At 63.9% G+C, this 20,538-nt stretch carries 22 protein-coding genes; 11 read left to right on the top strand and 11 right to left on the bottom strand.

Annotation, left to right across the window (positions count from 1 at the left end; translation table 11 throughout):
• Nucleotides 1–58: 58 nt before the first annotated feature.
• The 7 genes from rpmB (at nt 59) to ASG84_RS22430 (ending at nt 3,158) form a co-directional block, all read left to right on the top strand.
• Nucleotides 59–295, top strand: coding sequence for a 50S ribosomal protein L28 (gene rpmB, locus ASG84_RS22400; protein ID WP_032365915.1), 237 nt, complete (start codon nt 59–61; stop codon nt 293–295).
• The gene (gene rpmG, locus ASG84_RS22405; protein WP_170944568.1) at nt 292–462 is read left to right on the top strand and encodes a 50S ribosomal protein L33; all 171 of its coding nucleotides are present in this window, start codon (nt 292–294) and stop codon (nt 460–462) included. Before rpmB ends, rpmG begins: the two co-directional genes overlap by 4 nt.
• A 2-nt stretch (nt 463–464) precedes the next feature.
• The gene (gene rpsN, locus ASG84_RS22410) at nt 465–770 is read left to right on the top strand and encodes a 30S ribosomal protein S14 (RefSeq protein ID WP_037175437.1); all 306 of its coding nucleotides are present in this window, start codon (nt 465–467) and stop codon (nt 768–770) included.
• A 14-nt stretch (nt 771–784) separates the two neighbouring features.
• Nucleotides 785–1,039, top strand: a complete 255-nt coding sequence (gene rpsR / locus ASG84_RS22415) for a 30S ribosomal protein S18 (protein ID WP_008719028.1) — start codon at nt 785–787, stop codon at nt 1,037–1,039.
• Between the two features lie 82 nt (nt 1,040–1,121).
• On the top strand, nt 1,122–2,048 hold the full coding sequence (locus ASG84_RS22420) for an AEC family transporter (protein WP_057479328.1): 927 nt from the start codon (nt 1,122–1,124) through the stop codon (nt 2,046–2,048).
• A 47-nt stretch (nt 2,049–2,095) separates the two neighbouring features.
• The gene (locus ASG84_RS22425; RefSeq protein WP_057479183.1) at nt 2,096–2,560 is read left to right on the top strand and encodes a hypothetical protein; all 465 of its coding nucleotides are present in this window, start codon (nt 2,096–2,098) and stop codon (nt 2,558–2,560) included.
• Nucleotides 2,561–2,585: 25 nt separating this feature from the next.
• The gene (locus ASG84_RS22430) at nt 2,586–3,158 is read left to right on the top strand and encodes a DUF1707 SHOCT-like domain-containing protein (protein WP_057479184.1); all 573 of its coding nucleotides are present in this window, start codon (nt 2,586–2,588) and stop codon (nt 3,156–3,158) included.
• Here the strand turns inward: ASG84_RS22430 and ASG84_RS22435 are convergent, their stop codons facing one another.
• On the bottom strand, nt 3,159–5,105 hold the full coding sequence (locus ASG84_RS22435) for a vWA domain-containing protein (protein ID WP_057479185.1): 1,947 nt from the start codon (nt 5,103–5,105) through the stop codon (nt 3,159–3,161). It abuts the gene before it with no gap.
• Nucleotides 5,105–6,490, bottom strand: coding sequence for a sigma 54-interacting transcriptional regulator (locus ASG84_RS22440; RefSeq protein ID WP_057479186.1), 1,386 nt, complete (start codon nt 6,488–6,490; stop codon nt 5,105–5,107). The genes ASG84_RS22435 and ASG84_RS22440 overlap by 1 nt, the downstream gene beginning before the upstream one ends.
• A 226-nt stretch (nt 6,491–6,716) precedes the next feature.
• Between ASG84_RS22440 and ASG84_RS22445 the strand changes: the two genes are divergently transcribed.
• Nucleotides 6,717–7,580, top strand: coding sequence for a DUF559 domain-containing protein (locus tag ASG84_RS22445; RefSeq protein WP_057479187.1), 864 nt, complete (start codon nt 6,717–6,719; stop codon nt 7,578–7,580).
• A gap of 67 nt (nt 7,581–7,647) precedes the next feature.
• Here the strand turns inward: ASG84_RS22445 and purH are convergent, their stop codons facing one another.
• From purH to ASG84_RS22475, 6 genes are all read right to left on the bottom strand, one after another.
• Nucleotides 7,648–9,198, bottom strand: a complete 1,551-nt coding sequence (purH, locus tag ASG84_RS22450) for a bifunctional phosphoribosylaminoimidazolecarboxamide formyltransferase/IMP cyclohydrolase (RefSeq protein ID WP_057479188.1) — start codon at nt 9,196–9,198, stop codon at nt 7,648–7,650.
• Nucleotides 9,195–9,818 carry a phosphoribosylglycinamide formyltransferase gene (gene purN, locus ASG84_RS22455; RefSeq protein WP_327213104.1) on the bottom strand — a complete coding sequence of 208 codons (624 nt, stop codon included), beginning with the start codon at nt 9,816–9,818 and terminating at the stop codon, nt 9,195–9,197. The genes purH and purN overlap by 4 nt, the downstream gene beginning before the upstream one ends.
• Before the next feature lie 70 nt (nt 9,819–9,888).
• Nucleotides 9,889–11,343: a cell division protein PerM gene (locus ASG84_RS22460; protein ID WP_156399664.1), complete on the bottom strand. Its 1,455-nt coding sequence runs from the start codon at nt 11,341–11,343 to the stop codon at nt 9,889–9,891.
• A gap of 71 nt (nt 11,344–11,414) precedes the next feature.
• On the bottom strand, nt 11,415–12,623 hold the full coding sequence (locus ASG84_RS22465) for a DUF5336 domain-containing protein (protein WP_082521156.1): 1,209 nt from the start codon (nt 12,621–12,623) through the stop codon (nt 11,415–11,417).
• A gap of 99 nt (nt 12,624–12,722) precedes the next feature.
• Nucleotides 12,723–13,847, bottom strand: a complete 1,125-nt coding sequence (gene sfnG, locus ASG84_RS22470) for a dimethylsulfone monooxygenase SfnG (protein ID WP_057479191.1) — start codon at nt 13,845–13,847, stop codon at nt 12,723–12,725.
• A gap of 106 nt (nt 13,848–13,953) precedes the next feature.
• The gene (locus ASG84_RS22475) at nt 13,954–15,177 is read right to left on the bottom strand and encodes an acyl-CoA dehydrogenase family protein (RefSeq protein WP_057479192.1); all 1,224 of its coding nucleotides are present in this window, start codon (nt 15,175–15,177) and stop codon (nt 13,954–13,956) included.
• 302 nt (nt 15,178–15,479) lie between these two features.
• Between ASG84_RS22475 and ASG84_RS22480 the strand changes: the two genes are divergently transcribed.
• From ASG84_RS22480 to ASG84_RS22490, 3 genes are all read left to right on the top strand, one after another.
• Nucleotides 15,480–15,992, top strand: a complete 513-nt coding sequence (locus tag ASG84_RS22480) for a hypothetical protein (RefSeq protein ID WP_057479193.1) — start codon at nt 15,480–15,482, stop codon at nt 15,990–15,992.
• A gap of 365 nt (nt 15,993–16,357) precedes the next feature.
• Nucleotides 16,358–17,008, top strand: coding sequence for a hypothetical protein (locus ASG84_RS22485; protein WP_235581796.1), 651 nt, complete (start codon nt 16,358–16,360; stop codon nt 17,006–17,008).
• A 1-nt stretch (nt 17,009) separates the two neighbouring features.
• Nucleotides 17,010–17,909 carry a hypothetical protein gene (locus tag ASG84_RS22490; RefSeq protein ID WP_057479195.1) on the top strand — a complete coding sequence of 300 codons (900 nt, stop codon included), beginning with the start codon at nt 17,010–17,012 and terminating at the stop codon, nt 17,907–17,909.
• A gap of 7 nt (nt 17,910–17,916) precedes the next feature.
• Here the strand turns inward: ASG84_RS22490 and ASG84_RS22495 are convergent, their stop codons facing one another.
• The 3 genes from ASG84_RS22495 to sucC form a co-directional block, all read right to left on the bottom strand.
• Nucleotides 17,917–18,258, bottom strand: coding sequence for a DUF2200 domain-containing protein (locus tag ASG84_RS22495; RefSeq protein ID WP_057479196.1), 342 nt, complete (start codon nt 18,256–18,258; stop codon nt 17,917–17,919).
• A gap of 147 nt (nt 18,259–18,405) precedes the next feature.
• A complete protein-coding gene (gene sucD / locus ASG84_RS22500) occupies nt 18,406–19,317 on the bottom strand; it encodes a succinate--CoA ligase subunit alpha (protein ID WP_057479197.1) in 912 nt (303 codons plus the stop codon).
• An 8-nt stretch (nt 19,318–19,325) separates the two neighbouring features.
• Entirely contained in the window at nt 19,326–20,489 is a 1,164-nt protein-coding gene (gene sucC, locus ASG84_RS22505; RefSeq protein ID WP_032377331.1) for an ADP-forming succinate--CoA ligase subunit beta, read from the bottom strand.
• Nucleotides 20,490–20,538 lie beyond the last annotated feature (49 nt).

Here is a 20,538-nt window from a genome sequence, read left to right on the forward strand (position 1 = left end):
ACATTCAGAGCAGCGCTTTGTCGAAAACGATTGTCATAACGATCAGAAAGGACTGCTCATGTCAGCGCACTGCCAAGTCACCGGCCGTACCCCCAGCTTCGGAAAGTCCGTCTCGCACTCCCACGTGCGCACCAGCCGCAGGTGGGACCCCAACATCCAGCGCAAGACGTACTACGCGCCGAGCCTCGGCCGTCGCGTCACCCTCACCCTCTCGGCCAAGGGCATCAAGACCATCGACCGCGACGGCATCGACGCCGTGGTCGCCAAGATCCGCGCACGCGGGGAGAAGATCTGATGGGCAAGAGCACGGATGTGCGTCCGATCGTCAAACTCAAATCGACCGCCGGCACCGGCTACACCTATGTCACCCGTAAGAACCGTCGCAACGATCCGGACCGATTGGTGATGAAGAAGTACGACCCCGTCGTCCGCAAGCACGTCGATTTTCGAGAAGAGCGTTAGCCATGGCGAAGAAGTCCAAGATAGAGAAGAACGAGCAGCGCAAGGTCATCGTCGCCCGCTGGGCCACGCGTCGCGCGGAGCTCAAGGAGATCATTCGCAAGCCCTCGAGCAGCGATTCCGAGCGCGCCCAGGCCCAAGCAGCACTGCAGCGTCTGCCACGCGATTCGAGTCCGGTACGATTACGCAATCGTGACGCTGCGGATGGACGTCCGCGCGGTTACCTACGGAAATTCGGGCTGTCCCGCGTGAAAATGCGCGAGATGGCACACCGTGGGGAGCTGCCAGGCGTCCACAAGTCGAGCTGGTAAGGGAAAAGGTAGAGATGGCAGTCAAGAGAGCACCGTCGAAGAAGGTCCGCGCAGAGGCGGGTCGTCGACCGAAGAAGAACCCGTTGAACGCCGCCAAGGTCACCACGGTGGACTACAAGGACATCAACCTTCTTCGTCAGTTCATTTCCGACCGCGGCAAGATCCGCAGCCGTCGGGTCACCGGGCTCACCCCGCAGCAGCAGCGCCAGGTCGCTGTCGCAGTGAAGAACGCTCGTGAAATGGCATTGCTGCCGTTCACCAGCCGCTGAATCAGCTTTCGAGAAAGGCCGCGTAGCCCTGAGGGCAACGCGGCCTTTCTGTCGTTCCCAGTAAGAAATGAGCACTTCCACGATGTCCGGCGTTCTCGAGGGCTTCACCGTCATCTTCGTCGTCATCGCACTGGGTTACCTGCTCGCCCACCTGAAGGTGCTCGGCGAACACGGTCAATTCGTCCTCAGTCGTCTGGTGTTCTTCGTCGCGACGCCGTCACTGCTGTTCGTCACGCTGGCGAACTCGGATCTGTCGGTCATCCTCTCGCCGGTGTTGGCGGTCGCCGGCTCCACAGCATTGCTCGTCGGAGCCATCTATTTCGTCATCGCGAAGCTTGCACTGAAACGAGCCGTGCCCGACGCGACAGTCGGTGCGCTCGCGAGCTCGTACGTCAACGCCGCCAACCTGGGCATCCCGATCGCCGTGTTCGTACTGGGTGACGCCAACTTCGTCGCTCCCCTGCTGCTGTTCCAGATCATGATCTACACGCCGATCGCCGTGACCATCCTCGACATCTCCACCAAGATCGATCAGGTTTCCCTGTTCAAGACCGTCACGACGCCGTTTCGGAACCCGATCGTGCTGGCCGGAGCCGCGGGGCTCGTCCTGTCGATCACGGGATTCGAGCTTCCCGAGGCGCTGATGCAGCCGTTCCAACTCGTGGGCAACCTGTCCGTTCCAGGTGCACTGCTTGCCTTCGGTCTGTCCTTGTACGGTGCCCGCGTACTGCAGAAGGGCAGCAGCCCACGGCGGGACGTCGCCCTGGCCACCGTGTTCAAAATGGCGCTGCAGCCAGTGCTCGGCTACCTCATGGCCCGGTTCGTCTTCGGTCTGGACGGTCACGACCTGTTCGCCATCGTCGTCGTATCGGCACTGCCCACCGCGCAGAACGTGTTCGTGTTCGCCAGCCGCTACCAGCGCGGAGTGGTACTCGCCCGCGACACCGCGTTCGTGACCACGCTGGTGTCGATTCCCGTCATCGCACTCGTGACGGTCTTGCTCGCGTGAGCCGAACACAAAGGTTCTCCTCAGCTCCCGGCGCTAGCTTGGTCGGTATGAGGTTTCTCGCTGCAGGTGTCATGTTGTGCCTGCTGCTGGCGGGCTGCAGTACGGCCTCCGGCAGCGACGAGGACACGGCGCCCACGCTCGGTGTCACCACACCCGTCGGCCACATCCAGCAGCCCAGCCCGCCTCCGGTTCCACACGAGGTTCCTGTCGGCGACGTCGGCACGATGTTCGAGCCGACTCCTGACCTGATCGGTGCCACCACCACTCCCTTCGAGTCGTGGAGTCAGGTCTCCCCCAACACCATCGCCGTGCACTTCGTCACCGGCACTCCCGAGTGCTACGGGGCCGACGCCACGGTGACCGAGACCGACTCGACGGTGACCGTCGAGTTGCGTACCGGCACCAGGCCCGACGCTGCCGACAAGTCCTGCATCATGGTTGCCGTCTACGCCACCATGCAGATGACATTGGCATCGCCACTCGGTAGCCGCACAATCCTGAATGCGGCCTGACCGCCACGCAGGTAGGGTCCGAGCGGTGAGCGATCATCTCCCCGACCGAGATCGAAGCCTCGTCCGCGCTGCCGACGCAGACAGAAATCTGGTCGCACAGCTGCTCAGCGATGCTTTTGCGAACGGCCAACTCACCGTGAGCGAGTACGACGAACGCACCGCCGCGGTGTACCAGGCCAAAACCTACGGCGAACTCGATCTGCTCACCGGCGACCTGGCACTCTCTCCGCCTCCCACATCCGCACCGTCCGGCGGTCCCTCGAACGACCGCGTGATCGCCATCATGAGTGGTGCCGTACGCAAGGGAGACTGGACCGCCGCGCCGCGAATCGACGCGTTCGCCTTCTGGGGCGGCGTCGAGCTCGACCTGCGACGGGCCTCGTTCTCCGCAGCGGACACCACCATCAACTGCGTGGCCATCATGGGCGGCATCGAGGTCACCGTGCCGCCCGGGGTGAGCGTGGAGGTTCGCGGCATGGGCATCATGGGCGGTTTCGAGCACGTCAGTGCAGCCCACCCCGGAGCACCCCGCGTCATCATCACCGGCTTCGCATTCTGGGGTGGAGTCTCGGTGGACATCAAGGCCGCAGAGAAGTAACTACGATCGTCGACGCTTGAGGTAGTCGGTCACCACTGCCGCACCCAATCCGTCCAGATCCGGCGCGATGACCCGTCCACCCACTCGTTCGGCCATCTTGTCGACAACTCTGGCCAGGCCGGGATCGTCACCGAGCCGGAAGATCGTCACCTGCGCACCGAGTTTCGCGACGGTATCGAGCTCCCGCACCGTCAATCCCAGAGTCTTCGACGACGGCGGATAGTCGAAATACGCATGGCCGTCCGGCTCGAGGTGAGCAGTCGGCTCACCGTCGGTGACGATCAACACCACCGGCTGTGCATTGGGATGACGCCGCAGGTGACGTACTGCCAGCATCAGTGCATGGTGCAGGTTGGTGCCCTGATCGTAGGCACCGTCCAATCCCGCCAGCTCCGACGCCGTCAATGTCTGTGCGTGCCTGCCGAATCCGATCAGCTGCAGATCGTCCCCGCGGAATCTGGTGCTGACCAGATGGTTGAGAGCGAGTGCAGTGCGCTTCATGGGCACCCAGCGGCCGTCCATCACCATCGAGAACGATGTATCGACCAGCAAGGCAACCGCGGCCTGCGTTCTGGTCTCGGTCTCGCTGATCTCCACATCGGTCACCTGCAGCTGCACCGGAAAGCCCGATCCTGTTGCCGCTGAACGCAGTACCGCATTGTTCACCGTACGGGTCACGTCCCACGGTTCGGTATCGCCGAACTCCCACGCCCGCGACGCTCCGGTGGGCTCGCCCATCGCACCCGCCTTGCGAGTGTCCCGCTCGCCGCCGCGTCGAGACAGCTTTCCGGCGACATCCTTCAGCGCGGACTGCCCCAGCTGACGCATCGCCTTGGGTGACAGACGCCATTGCCCGTCGGCACCTTTGTCCATGAAACCCTGCTGCTGAAGCGCCTTTTCGAGCTCCGAGAGCATCCGCGCATCGGCTGCAGCCTCGGGCCCGAGTTGCTTCAGCAACGCGTCGGCGTCGATATCGTCCAGTGCCGCGCCGTTGTACTGCTGCGAGAGCTGGTTTCCCAGGTTCTCGAGATCTGCGATGTCCTGGAGTGCGCCGGTACCGTCGCCCAGACCCATGCCGTTCTCGCCGCGGAAGTTCTGCGAGCCGTCCCAATCCTCACCGGGCCTGGCCTGCTGCAGGTTCTGATCGAGTTGATCGAGCTGATTCAACAGGTTCGAGTCACCGAAGGCCTGCTGCGCCAACGCATCCAATTCGGCTCGCTGCTCGGGAGACAGAGAGTTCCGCAGCCGCTGCGCCGCCGCAGCCCTCTCCGCCAACGAATCCAGTAGCTCGTCGACATTCTTCGGATTCTCCGGAAAATGCTGACCGTGCTTGTTCATGAACTCGTCGAACTGCTCGTCGGTGTCCTCACCCTTGTTGTGGGCGTCGAGCAATTCGTTGAGGTCCTTCAGCATCTCGCTGATGGCCTGCCGGTCCTCCTCGGTGGCACCTTCGAGGGCCTGCTTCATGCCCGCAAAACGCTGATCGAGCATCTCGCGTCCGAGCAGATCCTTGATCTTCTCGTAGTTCTCGCGCCCCTCCGAGGAGCGCCAGTCGTAGTCCGAGAGCTCCTGCACAGCTTGGGCAGTGGACGGTGATAGATCACCGATCTGCATCTCCTGGAACCGCGCATCGTCGTCGAGCGCGCGCGCCAACGCCTTGCGCTCCTCGAGCACAGCCTTGTCCAGCAGCTCACGCACTTCCTGCAGCGTGCCGTCGAGGTTGTTCTTCTTCAGCAGATCTCGGCGACGCTTGGCCGCCTGGGCAGCCAGGTCGTCGAGCCCGCGCATGTTCTTCGTCCCGCGCCGCAGCATCTCTTGCAATGCCCGCCGCGGCGATGCCCCTTCGAGTACGTCCTCGCCGATGGCGTCGAGCGCCTCGCGCAGATCCACCGGTGGCGCAAGCGGATCCGGCCCGTCGTGGTACCGCCCGTATCTGGAACGACGCATCAGCTGTACACCGTCTGGCCGTCGTCGTCGGGATCCTTCGAGATCCGACGCGCGAGGTAGAGGCCTTCGAGTGCAAGTTCGACGGCGGCTGCCTTCTCGCCGTCCGAGGTGGCGTTCAGCCGTTCGTGGATGTCGCCGATGACCTCGACGTCCGGTAGCTCGTCGAGCAGAGCCTTGGCGGTGATGCGGTCGCCGGTGACGATGGGTTCACCGGTCTCGACTGCCGTCACCAGCGCGGCGAGGTTGATACCGCCCAGATGTGCCCGGACGGTATCGGCGGTCGCGCGGCGCAGCATGTGTTCGAGTACCTCGATCTCGCGGCCTTCTTCACCGGACTCGAATTCGACCTTGCCGCGCAGCACCTCGATGATGGTGCCGAGATCGACCGGCCGGGCCACGGGCTCGGCCTCACCGAGGATCGCGGCACGGTGAACAGCTGCGGCAGCGATGGTTTCGGCAGCTGCGATCGCGAATCGAGCGGACACGCCGGAGCGCTGATCCACCGACGGCGACTCGCGCAGCAGTCGGGTGAAGCGAGCGAGCACCTCGAGCAGGTAGGTCGGGACCGCGGCCTGAAGATCCGCTTCCTGATCGATGACGGCTACTTCGTCGTCCAGCTCGAGGGGGTAGTGCGTCCTGATCTCGGCCCCGAAACGGTCCTTGAGCGGGGTGATGATGCGTCCGCGATTGGTGTAGTCCTCGGGGTTCGCGCTCGCCACCAGCATGACGTCGAGTGGCAGCCGCAGCGTGTAGCCGCGAACCTGAATGTCGCGCTCCTCCATGACGTTGAGCAGTGAGACCTGGATGCGCTCGGCGAGGTCTGGAAGCTCGTTGATCGCCACGATGCCGCGGTGGCTGCGCGGGACGAGTCCGAAGTGAATGGTCTCGGGGTCGCCCAAGCTGCGGCCCTCGGCGACCTTCACCGGATCGACATCACCGACGAGGTCGGCCACCGACGTATCCGGGGTTGCGAGCTTCTCGGCGTACCGTTCGCTGCGGTGCCGCCACTCGATGGGCAGGTCGTCGCCCAGTTCTTTCGTTCTACGGATGCTGGCGGGAGTAATGGGCTCGTACGGGTGCTCGCCGAGTTCCGCTCCGGCGATCACGGGCACCCACTCGTCGAGCAGCAGATTCAGGGTGCGCAACAGTCGCGTCTTACCCTGCCCGCGCTCGCCGAGCAGCACCACGTCGTGACCGGCCAGAATCGCCCGCTCGAACTGCGGCAACACCGTGCCGCCGAATCCGACGATCCCCGGCCACGGATCTTCGCCGTCACGCAATGCCTTCAGAAGATTTTCACGCAGTTCTTCCTTGATCGACCGCTGCCGATGTCCAGATGCCTTGAGTTCGCCGAGAGTGGAGATGCCAGGTTTGGTAGAGGTCACTTCTCCACGCTACGAGCGTTTGGCAATTGCCGCCATCGAGAGCTCCGCCGAACTCGAAGTTATGGACGAAATTCGGCCGGATTCCGTCCATAACTTCGAGTTCGGCGGGCGATGCACACCTGGGCTGAAAGTCGAGCACAACTGTGTAACTGTGGACAACTTTTTTGTTCATCCACAGCCAGCGCTCGGCCCGCTTTTGGCGCGGATTCGATGCCACTGTGCGTGCATGGACAGCGCACCGTTCGTCGGATCCGAGGCAATGGCCAATGGATTGGTCACCCGCCAGCAGCTCCGAGGCCACTACACGCGCATCTACCGTGACGTCTACATCGAACCGGGGTGTGAACTGGATGCGCCGACCAAGGCGCGGGCAGCCTGGTTGTACTCCCGACGTATGGCAGTGGTCTCCGGCGTCAGTGCCGCGGCAATCCATGGATCGGGCTGGATCTCGGCAGCTCACGATGCCGAGCTCATCTGGGCCGAACATCGTAGGAAGTTCGCCGGCCTCCGCATCAACTTCGACGAGCTGCGACCGGAAGAAAGCGAGACTGTCGACGGCGTGGTGGTCACCACGGCGGCACGAACTGCATACGATCTCGGCCGACGCAGGCCGTTCGGAACCGCCGTGCCACGGCTGGACGCACTGTGTCGCGCGACCGGGGTGGGCATCTCGGACATCGCCCGGCTTGCCGAGAACCATCGAGGTGCCCGCGGAATCGTTCAGTTGAGGGCCGTGCTCGCCATGGTCGACGCGGGTGCGGAATCACCACAAGAGACGCGCACCAGACTGGCGCTGATGGACGCAGGCCTACCTCGCCCGCAAACTCAGATCGAGGTGTTGGGCCCGGACGGGCGGGTGTTCGCACGCATCGATATCGGCTGGGCACGCTGGAAAGTCGCGGTGGAGTACGACGGTGAGCAGCATTGGGCCGACGAGAGACAACGCGCCTGGGACATCGAGCGTCTACACCTACTCGAAGCCCTCGGCTGGACTGTGATTCGCGTGAGCGCGATGCAATTGCGCACCGATCCGTGGGGCGTTGCAGCGCGGGTTCGCGACAAGTTGCGAGCCGCCGGGGCGAAGGTCTAGCCCAACTCGAAGTTAGGGACGGATTTCGCCGGAAATCCATCCCTAACTGCGAGTTCGGCGGTGGCGGCTAGTGAGCGAAGTGCCGCGAACCCGTCAGGTACAGCGTCACGCCTGCGTCCTGTGCGGCAGCGATCACTTCGTTGTCGCGAACCGAACCACCGGGCTGCACAACGGCTTTGACACCTGCGCTCATCAGGACCTGCAAGCCGTCGGGGAACGGGAAGAAAGCATCCGAGGACGCAACCGAACCGGCGGCGCGGTCCCCCGCCCGCTGCACCGCGAGATGGGCTGCGTCGACGCGGTTGACCTGGCCCATTCCGACGCCGACCGACGCACCGTCGTGGGCGAGCAGAATCGCGTTGGACTTGACGGCTCTACCTGCGCGCCAGGCGAATTCGAGATCCTTCAACGTCTGCTCGTCGGCAGCCTCACCGGCCGCGAGGGTCCAGTTGGCCGGATTGTCGCCGTCTGCATCGAGAACGTCGCGCTGCTGCAGCAGTGTGCCACCCGAAATCGGCTTGAGCTCGACGCCTGCCGTGGGCGGCGCCTCCGCCAACAGCACGCGAATGTTCTTCTTACGCTGCAACACTCCGAGGGCACCGTCGGCGTAGGACGGCGCGATGATGACCTCGGTGAAGATCTCGGCCACCTGCTCGGCCATCTCGACGGTGATCTCTCGGTTGGCTGCGATGACGCCGCCGTAGGCGCTCACCGGATCACATGCGTGCGCCTTGCGATGCGCCTCGGCGATGTCCTTGCCGACGGCGATGCCACACGGGTTGGCGTGCTTGATGATCGCCACGGTGGGTTCGGCATGATCGAAGGCCGCCCGCCAGGCCGCATCGGAATCGGTGAAGTTGTTGTACGACATTTCTTTACCGTGCAGCTGCTCGGCCTGCGCGATGCCCGTGCCCGCAGGATCGACGTACAGCGCCGCGGCCTGGTGCGGGTTCTCGCCGTAGCGAAGCACGGCCGCGCGGTCCCAGGTTCCGCCGATCCACGCCGGGAACTGCTCGTCGGAATCCACGAGCACATTGCTCATCCACGACGCCACCGCGACGTCGTAGGCGGCAGTGTGCTGAAACGCCTGTGCTGCAAGCGAAGTCCGCTCGGCGAGAGTGAATCCGCCGCCTGCGACCGCAGTCAGCACGTCCTCGTAGCGGTTGGGGTCGACCACCACGGCAACCGACGGGTGATTCTTGGCCGCGGCACGCACCATCGACGGCCCGCCGATGTCGATCTGTTCGACGCATTCGTCGGGGGTCGCACCACTGGCGACGGTCTCGGTGAACGGATACAGGTTCACCACGACGAGCTCGAACGCCTCGATGCCCAGTTCCTCGAGCTGCGAAAGATGCTCGGGCTTACGGGTATCGGCGAGCACGCCGGCATGGACCCGGGGATGCAGCGTCTTGACGCGTCCCTCGAGGGTCTCGGGGAATCCGGTGAGGTCCTCCACCTTGGTCACCGGGATTCCGGCGTCGGCGATCTTGCTCGCCGTCGATCCGGTGGACACCAGAGCGACGCCCGCACCGTGCAAGCCGGTCGCCAGTTCGATCAGTCCGGTCTTGTCGTAGACGCTGACCAGTGCGCGGCGCACTGCTTTACGTTCACTCATCGGATTATCTGAGCCTTTCGTCCATCGGAGGTGACACCTGTGGTGGCGACGGCTGCGATCACATCGATCAGCAACCGCCGCTCGACAGTCTTGATGCGTTCGTGCAACGCGGCTTCGTCGTCCCCATCGAGAACGGGAACGGCTTCCTGCGCCAGAATCGGCCCGGTGTCGACGCCGGAATCGACCAGATGAACCGTCGAACCGGTCAGTTTGACGCCGTGATCGAGTGCATCCCGAACGGCGTGCGCCCCCGGAAACGACGGCAGCAGTGCGGGGTGAGTGTTGACGATGCGTCCGGCGAAGTCCTCGAGAAATCGCGCACCCAGAATCTTCATGAAACCGGCAGTGACGATCAGATCCGGCTCGAAGCTCAGCACGGTATCGGTGAGGGCGACGTCCCACTCGCCGCGATCGGCAAAGTCCCGCAGCCCGATCCGAAAGTTCGGAATTCCGGCCTCGTCCGCACGGCGTGCCGCATCGCAATCTCGATCGACTCCGACAGCGACGATGCGCGCGGGATAACTCTCGGACGCCGTCGCGTCGATGAGCGACTGCAGCAGCGAGCCGGTCCCCGACGCGAGGACGACGACCCGCGCGGGTGTCTCACGCAAGGCAGTCAGCGCACTACTCCTGAGGTATCGAGGGGATCGTTCGAGCCAGCAGAAAGCCTAGTCGCTGACCCCCGCAGCCCTACCGGGCAGGTCCATCCTCGGTGCTGCTCGACGCGTCGTCCTTGTCCCCCGGCGGGGCGACGATCTCGGCGTCCAACGGTTCGTCGGTATCGGCATCGACTGTCGTCTCGACGGCTGGTTCCTGGGCCGGCTCGACCGCAGGCTCGTCGACGACCTCCGCCTCGACAACCTCCTCGACGTGCTCGTCTTCCTCCTCCTCGGCGGGTGCAGCTTCGATCGCCACCTCGGCGGCCGGTACCACCACCGGGGTCGGTCCAGGTTCAGGTTCGGGTTCAGGATCTGCTCGACGCCATACGACGATGGCCGCGGATATCGTGCCGGCGACGGCCAGCCACGCAAACGTCAACAGCCCGAAGCTCCAGACGGTCACCTCGACGGTTCCGAAGGTGCCGAGATTTCCACCTGCGGCGTATCCGAACAGCGCTGCCAGCACTCCGGCGGCAGCTGCTACCACCCACACCGAGGACACAGCGACCTGGATGTCGGCGCTGCGGATGGCGCAGTCTCGGCCGAGCAACAACCCCGCAGCGACGGGCACGGCGAGCATGACGACCCACATCGTCTGCGCAGGGCCCTCGGGGAGAACGGCCAGAATCGGCAACGGCGGAAGTGGGCCGCCGGTGGTCGCGAACAGGCTCACCGACGCGTCGCCGAGACCGGCCGTGGACCCTGTCGCCACCGCGAGGGCACCGACCAGGACATTGGGCAAATAGAGCACCGACAGAACGGTCAAGCCGAGCATTCCGACGACATCGCGGCCACCTTCGACCAGTGCGCCCACAGTCTCCCAGGAGGCCAGCAGGGCGAGCAGGACCACGGCCGCGCCACCTGCGACGAGGATCGAGAGTGCGCGTACGAACGGTGCGACGAGGGCACGAACCCAGTCCGGGAGACCGCGGCGGAGCACCAGTGAATCCCACCGGGCGAGGATCAACCCGGTTCCGGACGCGGCCGCGTGCACGCCGGCTATCCAGGAGAAGGCCGCGAGAGCATGGGGACTCGACAGGCCGATGACGGTGGACGCGTCCCCGGCAACGGCCAACGCGATAGCGGTGACGGCGAGCGGACCGGCCATCGAGGCGGCGAACACCCACCGAACCATGCGGCGATCGGTGTCCGGATCCACCGCTCGGTGGACGGTACGAGCAACGGACCAGCCGATGATCAGGGTTGGCAGTAGTGGTGCGACGCCGAGGGACGTTCCGCCGATGGTCAGGGGAACCAGATGCGCGGCAAACCACATGCCGGCGATCGCTCCGAGCGTCCCGGTGAGATCGCTGTTCACCGAGACGAGCGTGACCAGAGCCAGGGTCGTCGCAATCACCACGACCAGGCCGGAGGTCTTGAACGCGACGGCGGCAAGCGTGCGCGACTGGTCCGGCGTCGGGCCGGTGCCGACCCGGGCAGTCCTCGCAGCCGCGCGTCGAGTGTCTCGGTTCAGTAGATCGCTCATCGCAACGAGAGTCGCATCAACTTCGCGGCACGCCGGTCAGGCGCGCCGCGAAGGTGGATGTGATGCCTGAATCAGTCGCGCTTGTTCTCGTCGTCTGCGGCAGGAGTGGCACCGAACGACTGCGTGGGCGCGCCGTAGGGCGTCGACTGGTCCCCCGAAGCGGGCTCCTCGGACTTCGGCGGCTGGCCGTAACCCGACGACGGCTGACCGTACTGGTACTGATTCGGTGGGTACGCCTGGCCCGCGGCAGGAGTGCTCGGACCGGTGTACGGCGGCGGTGCGTAGCCGCCCTGCGGCGACGTGTTCGGTGCCGACTGACCGCCGAACGGCGGCTGCCCGCCGGGGCTGTACGAATGCTGACCAGACGACTGTCCGCTGGGAGCCTGACCGTAGTTCGACGGGGTTCCCGGAGCCTGACCGTAGGCCGGCGGATTGCTGTAGTTCTGGGGCTGCGACGGCCCGCCGAACGATGTCGTGGGCGCGTTGTACGGGTTCTGCTGGCCGTAGCCGCCCTGCTGGTTCGGGCTGTTCTGCTGGTTCTGGCTGCCGTAGCCGGCGGGCTTGGGGGCCGGAGCCTTGACGATGCCCGCGTCGAGCAGCAATGCGACCACAGCGGCCGCGGCCTGAACGAAGCCGAGGACCAGCACCAGGATTGCGCCGATACCGAGCGAGCTGGTGGTGCTGGCGAACTCGTTACCCTCGGCGCTCGGCAGGCTGAACGACTGGAAGACCAGCACCAGGAAGCCGCTGATCGCCAAGGCGGCAACCACGGCCTGGTTCTTGGCGTCCTTCTGCAGCAGCGACGCGCCTGCGATCAAGCCGGCCGCGAGCAACAGCGCCACCGATACCGCGCTGCCACCGGATGCGAAGAAGGTGGTGCTGAACGACGTCTGGATGCTGCTCGGCAGCTCCTGCGCCGAGCTGACTTCGGCAGTGACGAGATCGAGCAAACCGAGCAGGAAGTTGACGATACCGAGGCCGAGCACCACGAAGGTGAGGATTCTAGGCAGGTTCGTCAGGCCCGATCCGGGCGACTTGCGTTCGGGGGCAGCAGAACCGGGCCCCGACGTCCCCGGCGCGCCAGGTGCCGAGGTGCCCGGCACGGGAGGCCCGAACGGATTGGATACCGACGGCTGATGGAACGGCTGGCCCTGACCATGACCCTGCGCAGGCGACGGAGGCTGATTCGGCGAGGAGGGAGGACCGTAGGACGGTCCGCCTCCGCCGTAGCCACCAGGGTTGGAGCCCCCGTTTTCAGGGCTGCCGGGCGAGTAGGTCATCGCGTCTCCTCATCCTGATAGTTACGTACCCAGGGTCAACGAGCCGGGTCCTGTCGATTCACGCTACTGCACGGGCCCGACCGATCCAGGCACTCCAGGTCAACGGGCCGCGACCAGCTCCTGGTCCTTCGACTCGGCCGCCTCGAGCTCACGAACGAGAGGGAGAATCTTCGCACCGAAATACTCGATTTCCTCCTGGAAGTGCAGGAAGCCGCCGAGGATGAGGTCGACGCCGCGGCGACGGTAGGCCACTATCCGCTCGGCCACTTGCTCCGGCGTTCCGATCAACTGCGTCTTGAACCCGTCGTTGTACTGGACGAGGTCCTCGAACGACGAGTCCGCCCACATCCCCTTTTTGTCGGCCGTCGAATTTCCCGCCTGTTGCACTGCTCCCTTGAAGCCCTCGACGGCAGGCTTGTTCGCCTTCTCGATGATCTCGCGCAGGGTGTCTCGGGCTTCCTTCTCGGTGTCACGCGCGATGATGAAGCCGTTGAGTCCGAACTTGACCTCACGCTGATGATCACGCGCGACGCGCCTGAGGTTGTCGAGCTGCTCGGTAACGCCGTCGAAATCCTTGCCGTTGCTGAAGTACCAATCCGAGTACCGCCCGGCATTCTCCTGCGCTGCAGACGAATTGCCACCTTGAAACAGTTCGGGATTGGGCCGTTCCGGAGTGTTCAGTGGCTTCGGCTTGAGGGTGAAGTCGTGGATCCGGTAGAAGTCACCCCGGAAGTCGACGTCGTCCTCGGTCCAGATCTTGCGCAGTACCTGCAGGAATTCGGCACTGCGACGGTATCTTTCGTCGTGCTCGAGCCACGGTTCACCCAGATGGGTGAACTCGTCCTTGAACCAACCGCTGACGACGTTCACTGCGAAGCGGCCGTTGGACAGATGATCAGCGGTCGCGCCGAGCTTGGCCAGCACGGCCGGTTGCCACAGCCCGGGGTGCACGGCGGCAATGACTTTCAACCTCTCGGTGGCCAGCAGGAGCGCGAGCGAGAAGCTGGTGGATTCGTGCTGGAACTCCGCGCCGTAACTCGCCTCGTACCGCACCTGACTGAGCGCGTACTCGAAGCCGTTGTTCTCGGCAGTCTGCGCCAGCTTCTTGTTGTACTCGTAATCCCAGCTGGTGCGTTGCTCGATGGTGCTGGTGACCAGACCACCCGAGACGTTGGGTACCCAATACGCGAATTTGATTGCGTCGGCTATCTTTTCGGTGCTCATGTGCGTCTTCCTTCAGCGGATGAATGTGCCATCCATGCAGTCAGATGGCGTGGATGCCACATTCATCCGGAAATCGGGGGTCGGATCGGGGCCAGAATGGTCGGGATTACGAGTACCAGGTGGGCTCGGGCAGCTCGCCCGTGAGAACCCAGCGTCCGACCTCACGTCGCTTGTATGCGACCGGATCGTGCAGCGTGTGGGTTCGCACGTTGCGCCAGAAGCGGTCGAATCCGTACTTGCTGGCCGTCGCACGCGCGCCGAGCGCCTCGAACACCGTCGAGGTGATCTCGAGCGAGACCTCGGTGGCACGAGCCTTGACGGCGGCCACTCGCACCTCGTGATCACCGCGCTCCTCGGCGGTGACGTTCCACGCGTTGTCGTGAATCTTTTGCCCCTCCAATGCAACTGCATCGGCGAGGGCTTCGACGGCCCACAACTTCGACGTCAGGTCTCCGTAGATGTCGATGATGTACGGCTCGTCGACGGCCTTGTCCACGGTGCTGTGCAGCCATGCGCGAGTCTTGTCCTTGGTGTACGACGCCGCCTCCTCGAGAGCACCCCTCGCGATTCCGAGGTAGAAGTTGACGAACACCAGCTGGATGGTCGGAACATTCAGGGTGTTGTAGACGCGTGGCTGAAAGGCTTTGTCCACGAATCCTGCTGCGCTGGCCCAGTCGACGCGAACCTTGTCGATGGTCACGCTGCCGCTCTCGGTCTGACGCTGGCCGATGTTGTCCCAGTCGTCGTGGAAAGACAGGCCCTCGATATTCGACGGCACAATGGCGAACACGTGATCGGTACTGCCCGCGAGCGCACCTTCGAGCACGGTCACGTCCGAGACGCGGCTGCCGGTGGAGAAAGTCTTGGAACCGTCGAACACGATGGTGTCACCCTCGTCGGTGACCGACACGTCGTTGTCGCGGGGATTGACGGCACCGCCGAAGAACCACTTGTTCTTCGTGGCATCGGCCTCGACGACCTCGATCTGCTCGGGCGTGCCGACCAACCGGGCTGCCCAGAACCAGAGAAGGTGGTAGCCCAGCAGCTGGCCGATGGAACCGTCGGCATTGGAGACGGTACGAATCACCTGGTATGCCGTCGGCCAATCCTGACCGCCGCCGCCGTGTTCGACAGGCCCGAGCAGGGTGACGAGCCCGGCGTCCTTGAGCAATTGGACCTCGGCGGACGGAATCTCACGACCCTTGTCACGGGCGACGGCGTCCACGGCGAGAAGCTGAGCGACCTCACCCGCGCGAGAGATCCACCCTGCAGCGGTAGTCGGAGCGTCGGGCCAGTTCTTGGCGAGTGCACGATTTTCTGTGGTTGTCATGACGCACAGTGAAGTCGCGCTCGGAGCCGGTGACCACACTTCGGATCAGCGTGATTCTGGGAGTTGGCACCTGTTTCCTCGGCTTTCGCGCCAACCTCGCGCTGCATTCTGCAGTTTTCCGGTCTCACGAGTAGGAGTTACCGTCCCGAACCAGACCCGACTTCGAGCCCGTTATGCAAGCCCTAAAAGATCTTCGTGACAGATAGTCGAGAATTGTAACGGTTCCAGAACACGGACGATTATTGTGATACAAACCACAAACCGGCGGGTCTGAACACCGCCACTCCAGAGGACGTCCCCCAATGCGCAAGTCACTCGTTGCCACCGTCGCCGTAGCAGGCGCACTCGCCGCTGCCGTCATCTCGCCCGCCGTCTCGAACGCAGCTGACACCCTAGTCACCTTCACAGTCGCCACTGGCCCAATATCGATAACCGCGAACCCTGCGGCCGCACTGATCGTGTCCGGTAGCCAAGCAACAGGTGGTATTACCCCTGTCACCGTCGCCGACCTGCGCCTCGGTGTGAGCAACTGGAACGCATCGGCCGTATCGACAGCGTTCACCAAGGCTTTGCCCAATGCGCTTACTATCCCCGCCACATCAGTGCTTTACGCAGGGACGACTGCGGTCGTCACAGGCACAGCCACGGTCGCAGCCGCAGCATCTCAGGCCATCGACGCCACCAAAGTTGTTCAAGCTGCCACCAGTGTGTCAGGCGCAAACACCGCCACGTGGACCGGCAACCTCACGGTAAACTTACCGTCGAACGTCATCGCTGGCGTCTACACCGGCACCGTCACCCACTCGGTGGCTTGATCGCTGGCATGCGATTTCTTCGGGGATCGACTGTCGGGGTTGTGGCAATAATGACTGTCGCTTTGGCGACAGTCGCTGGAGCCCCGGCAGTCGCACAAGAACCAGCAGACCCAGGACCGTCCGGCAACATCGGTATCCGTCTGCTCGAAGCGCCGGTCTCGCTACAAGACGATCCTCGAGCACTGGCCTACATAATCGACAACTTGCCGCCTGGAACCACTATCACCAGGCGGATCGAAGTCAGCAACAGCAGCAGCCTGGAAGAACAGGTAAGCATTTATCCCGCAGCGGCAAATATCGACAACAACGACGGTTTTCAAATCGGCGACGGAAGGGCTGTCAACGAATTGACAACGTGGATGTCAGTGACGCCAACGGACGTCACCCTGGCACCGAACTCGGTCGCCGAAGCAGTCGTCACCATCGCAGTTCCCTCGGACGCACCCGAGGGTGAGCAGTACGCTGTGGTGTGGGCGGAAACTGCTGGGCCCTCGAATGGAACAGGTATCCAGAACGTGAGCCGCGCCGGCATTCGCACTTATCTCTCGGTCGGAGCCGGGAACGGACCGGCCGCCGATCTGGAAATCGGCGATGTCGTGGCGTCACGCAACGAATCGGGTACCCCACAGGTCGTCGCAAACATCACCAACACCGGCGGCCGCGCCCTCGACCCGAGCGGAACCGTGGAGCTTTCGGGCGGTCCCGGCGGGATTTCGACTGCGCCGGTGAAGGGTTCGAGCGGATCTATCGCGCCAGGGCAATCGGGAAGCGTCACGTTCACGCTCGACCCCGCGCTTCCAGCGGGACCGTGGCAGGCGGCCGTGACCATCACGAGCGGGTTGGTGAGCAAGACATCGGCCGTCGAGTTGACGTTCCCTGATCAGGGCTCGGTCACGGCGGCGGGAACATCGTCGGATTCCGGTGTTCCTGTGTGGATCTGGGGACTCGCCGCGCTGGTCGCCGTCGCGATCGCAGTTGCGGTCGTCGTGGTGATGCGGCGACGAAAGATCAGTTGAGATGCGACGTCTCGTGGTAGCTGTCGGGTTGGCGGTGGTTCTTGCAGCCACCGCCAACCCGGCGGCGTCTGCGCAACAATTGGCAGATCCCCCTGCAGCAGAACAGAATTGCGTCGTCACACCTACGACGACCACAAGTCCCGTGCCGACCACCACCACAGCGGTTCCGACACCGGCATGCACGACCACCGACACGACCGCCTCGACCCCTCCGGTCCAGATCGCCACCACTGATGCTCCGGCACCACCCGCAACAACCATGCCGACGACGACCACGACCACGACCACGACCACGACGGATGCTGTGTCCAGCGCACCGACCGAAACATCGAGCGCCGTACCGACTTTCGAGCTGCCCACAACAGGGCCAGCCGTGTCACCGACAACCGACACGACGACAACGACGGTTCCTACGGTTCCGATCGCGACTGCGACCGGCTCCGCCCCATCACCTGTTCCGGCAGCGCGCGCGGCGGCGGCCGCCGACAGTCTGCTCGATCTGAAGGTGACCGGAGACTTGCTGCCCCAAGCAGGACAGGGTGCGCTCACTCCGGGAATTCCGTGGGCGGGCAATATGAAATTCGCAGTGGTCAGCGCGCTCGGCAACTGGACTACCACGGTGAGTCTGTCGCCGTTTCGCGGGCGGGACACTGGGAGAACGGTGACCCCGAACGCTACCTATTCTGCACCCGAGACCAATTGCGCGCCCATCGCGTTGCTGCCTCTGAAGAAGTCACCGAGCGTGAACATACCGAAACTTACTGCGACGCCGGTCGATGCGAAAACCGGTGGAGGCGTGGCGTGCCTGACCGATTGGACGGCAACGATCACCATTATGGTCCCCAACGACAATCTGCTCGCCGACACCTACACCGCAACTCTCACTCATTCGATTTACTGAACAACGGTCATTCGCGCAGAATTTTCTCCATCGCCTTGCCCTTGGCCAACTCGTCGATCAACTTGTCCAGTAGTCGGATTTTCTTCATCAACGGGTCCTCGACAGTCTCGACGCGAATGCCGCAGACGACTCCGGTGATCAGGGTCGCGTTCGGGTTCAGGTTCGCTGCCGCGAAGAAGTCCTCGAACGTCGTCTCGGCCTCGAGATGGTGTTGAAGAGTCTGTTGGTCGAATCCGGTGAACCACCGAATGATCTCGTCGACCTCCGCTGCGGTTCGGCCCTTTCGCTCGACCTTCTTGATGTAGAGCCGATGGACCGTCACAAAGGCAGTGGTAAAGATGTTGTGCACGGGGGTCAACCTAGTCCACTGGTGTGCACGCACCGCGTGAATGTGACATTGCCGCGCCCAGACGTATGCAGTGGTTCATTCACGCGAACCGGGAGCGCAAAAAAGCCCGCCACCGAAATCGGTGGCGGGCTCTTTCAGAAGCGAGTCCTACTTGACGGACAGCGATTCCAGGATTTCGCGCGCGAGGGCAGCAGTTTCGGACGGCGTCTTGCCGACCTTGACGCCTGCGGCCTCGAGTGCGTCCTTCTTCGCCTGCGCCGTTCCCAGCGAGCCGGAGACAATGGCACCTGCGTGGCCCATGGTCTTGCCCTCGGGAGCGGTGAAGCCTGCAACGTAGCCGACGACCGGCTTGGTCACGTTGGCCTTGATGTAATCGGCTGCACGCTCTTCGGCGTCGCCGCCGATCTCACCGATCATGACGATGATCTTGGTGTCGGGGTCCGCCTCGAACGCCTCGATGGCGTCGATGTGGGTGGTTCCGATGACCGGGTCGCCGCCGATGCCGATGGCCGTCGAGAATCCGAAGTCGCGGAGCTCGAACATCATCTGGTAGGTCAGCGTGCCACTCTTGGAGACCAGGCCGATGGGGCCGGTTCCCGAGATGTTGGCGGGCGTGATGCCGACCAATGCCTCACCGGGAGTGATGATTCCGGGGCAGTTCGGGCCGATGATGCGGGTCTTCTTGCCCTTCTCCACGTTGTAGGCCCACGCGTACGCGGAGTCCTGCACGGGGATGCCCTCGGTGATGACGACGAGCAGCGGGATCTCCGCGTCGATCGCTTCGACGATGGCGTCCTTGGAGAATGCCGGCGGCACGAACGCGATGGACACGTCGGCTCCGGTCTTCTCCATGGCCTCGGCGACCGATGCGAACACCGGCAGTTCGATGTCGTTGCCCTGGGCGTCGACGTGCTTGACCGTGGTTCCGGCCTTGCGTGCGTTGACGCCGCCGACGACCTGGGTGCCGGCCTTGAGCATCAGGGCGGTGTGCTTGGTGCCTTCGCCGCCGGTGATGCCCTGGACGATGACCTTGTTGTCCTTGTTCAGAAAGATAGACATTGTTTCCTCTACTTCGCTGCCAGCTCGGCGGCCTTGTCGGCGCCCTCGTCCATGGTTCCGGCGAGCGTCACCAGCGGGTGCGCGGCGTCGGCGAGAATCTTGCGGCCCTCTTCGACCTTGTTGCCGTCGAGACGGACGACCAGCGGCTTGTTGGCGTCGTCGCCCAGCTTCTTCAGCGCGCCGACGATGCCGTTGGCCACTGCGTCACAGGCGGTGATGCCACCGAAGACGTTGACGAACACGCTCTTGACCTGCTCGTCACCGAGGATGACGTCGAGGCCTGCGGCCATGACCTCGGCCGAGGCTCCGCCGCCGATGTCGAGGAAGTTGGCGGGCTTGACGCCGCCGTGTGCCTCGCCTGCGTAGGCGACGACGTCGAGGGTCGACATGACCAGTCCGGCACCGTTTCCGATGATGCCGACCTGTCCATCGAGCTTGACGTAGTTGAGGTCGTTCTCCTTGGCCTTGGCCTCGAGGGGATCGGCTGCGTCCTTGTCCTCGAACTCGGCGTGGCCGGCCTGGCGGAAGTCTGCGTTGGCGTCGAGCGTGACCTTGCCGTCGAGAGCCAGGATCTGATCGTCGGGGGTGCGAACCAGCGGGTTGACCTCGACCAGGAGAGCGTCTTCGTTGATGAAGACCTCCCACAGCTTCTGGATGGTCACCGCAGCGGCGTCGAGCACCTCGGCGGGCAGCTTGCCCTTCTCGGCGATCTCACGTGCGAACGCGAGGTCGACGCCCTTGACTGCGTCGACGGGGATACGTGCGAGTGCGTCGGGGTTCTCCTCCGCCGTCACCTCGATCTCGACTCCACCTTCGACCGAACACATCGCGAGGTAGGTGCGGTTGGTGCGATCGAGCAGGAAGGAGATGTAGTACTCCTCGGCGATGTCGGAGGCCTCTGCGACGAGAAGCTTCTTGACGACATGGCCCTTGATGTCGAGTCCGAGAATCGCTTCTGCGTTCTCGGTTGCTGCTGCGACGTCCTTGGAGTACTTGACTCCGCCGGCCTTGCCGCGGCCGCCGACCTTGACCTGTGCCTTGACCATTACTGGCTTGCCGATTTCTTCGGCAATCTGTGTTGCTCCGGCGACCGTGTCGGTGACACGACCGGCGGAGGTGGGTACGCCATGCTTGGCGAACAATTCCTTCGCCTGGTATTCGAAGAGATCCATCAGCTCACCGTCTCGTCTACGTTGACGCCCGCTCCAGGGGTGTGAGCGG

It is taken from the genome of Rhodococcus sp. Leaf278 (assembly GCF_001426085.1).
In the GTDB taxonomy this organism is placed as follows: Bacteria; Actinomycetota; Actinomycetes; order Mycobacteriales; family Mycobacteriaceae; genus Rhodococcoides.

Coding starts and splice junctions, on each gene's coding strand:
- purH (WP_057479188.1), bottom strand. CDS start 9,198: ATGAGTGAACGTAAAGCAGTGCGCCGCGCACTGGTCAGCGTCTACGAC.
- rpsN (WP_037175437.1), top strand. CDS start 465: ATGGCGAAGAAGTCCAAGATAGAGAAGAACGAGCAGCGCAAGGTCATC.
- sucC (WP_032377331.1), bottom strand. CDS start 20,489: ATGGATCTCTTCGAATACCAGGCGAAGGAATTGTTCGCCAAGCATGGC.
- ASG84_RS22425 (WP_057479183.1), top strand. CDS start 2,096: ATGAGGTTTCTCGCTGCAGGTGTCATGTTGTGCCTGCTGCTGGCGGGC.
- ASG84_RS22475 (WP_057479192.1), bottom strand. CDS start 15,177: ATGACAACCACAGAAAATCGTGCACTCGCCAAGAACTGGCCCGACGCT.
- ASG84_RS22480 (WP_057479193.1), top strand. CDS start 15,480: ATGCGCAAGTCACTCGTTGCCACCGTCGCCGTAGCAGGCGCACTCGCC.
- ASG84_RS22490 (WP_057479195.1), top strand. CDS start 17,010: ATGCGACGTCTCGTGGTAGCTGTCGGGTTGGCGGTGGTTCTTGCAGCC.
- ASG84_RS22460 (WP_156399664.1), bottom strand. CDS start 11,343: ATGAGCGATCTACTGAACCGAGACACTCGACGCGCGGCTGCGAGGACT.
- rpsR (WP_008719028.1), top strand. CDS start 785: ATGGCAGTCAAGAGAGCACCGTCGAAGAAGGTCCGCGCAGAGGCGGGT.
- rpmB (WP_032365915.1), top strand. CDS start 59: ATGTCAGCGCACTGCCAAGTCACCGGCCGTACCCCCAGCTTCGGAAAG.
- ASG84_RS22435 (WP_057479185.1), bottom strand. CDS start 5,105: ATGCGTCGTTCCAGATACGGGCGGTACCACGACGGGCCGGATCCGCTT.
- ASG84_RS22445 (WP_057479187.1), top strand. CDS start 6,717: ATGGACAGCGCACCGTTCGTCGGATCCGAGGCAATGGCCAATGGATTG.
- ASG84_RS22465 (WP_082521156.1), bottom strand. CDS start 12,623: ATGACCTACTCGCCCGGCAGCCCTGAAAACGGGGGCTCCAACCCTGGT.
- sucD (WP_057479197.1), bottom strand. CDS start 19,317: ATGTCTATCTTTCTGAACAAGGACAACAAGGTCATCGTCCAGGGCATC.
- ASG84_RS22420 (WP_057479328.1), top strand. CDS start 1,122: ATGTCCGGCGTTCTCGAGGGCTTCACCGTCATCTTCGTCGTCATCGCA.
- sfnG (WP_057479191.1), bottom strand. CDS start 13,847: ATGAGCACCGAAAAGATAGCCGACGCAATCAAATTCGCGTATTGGGTA.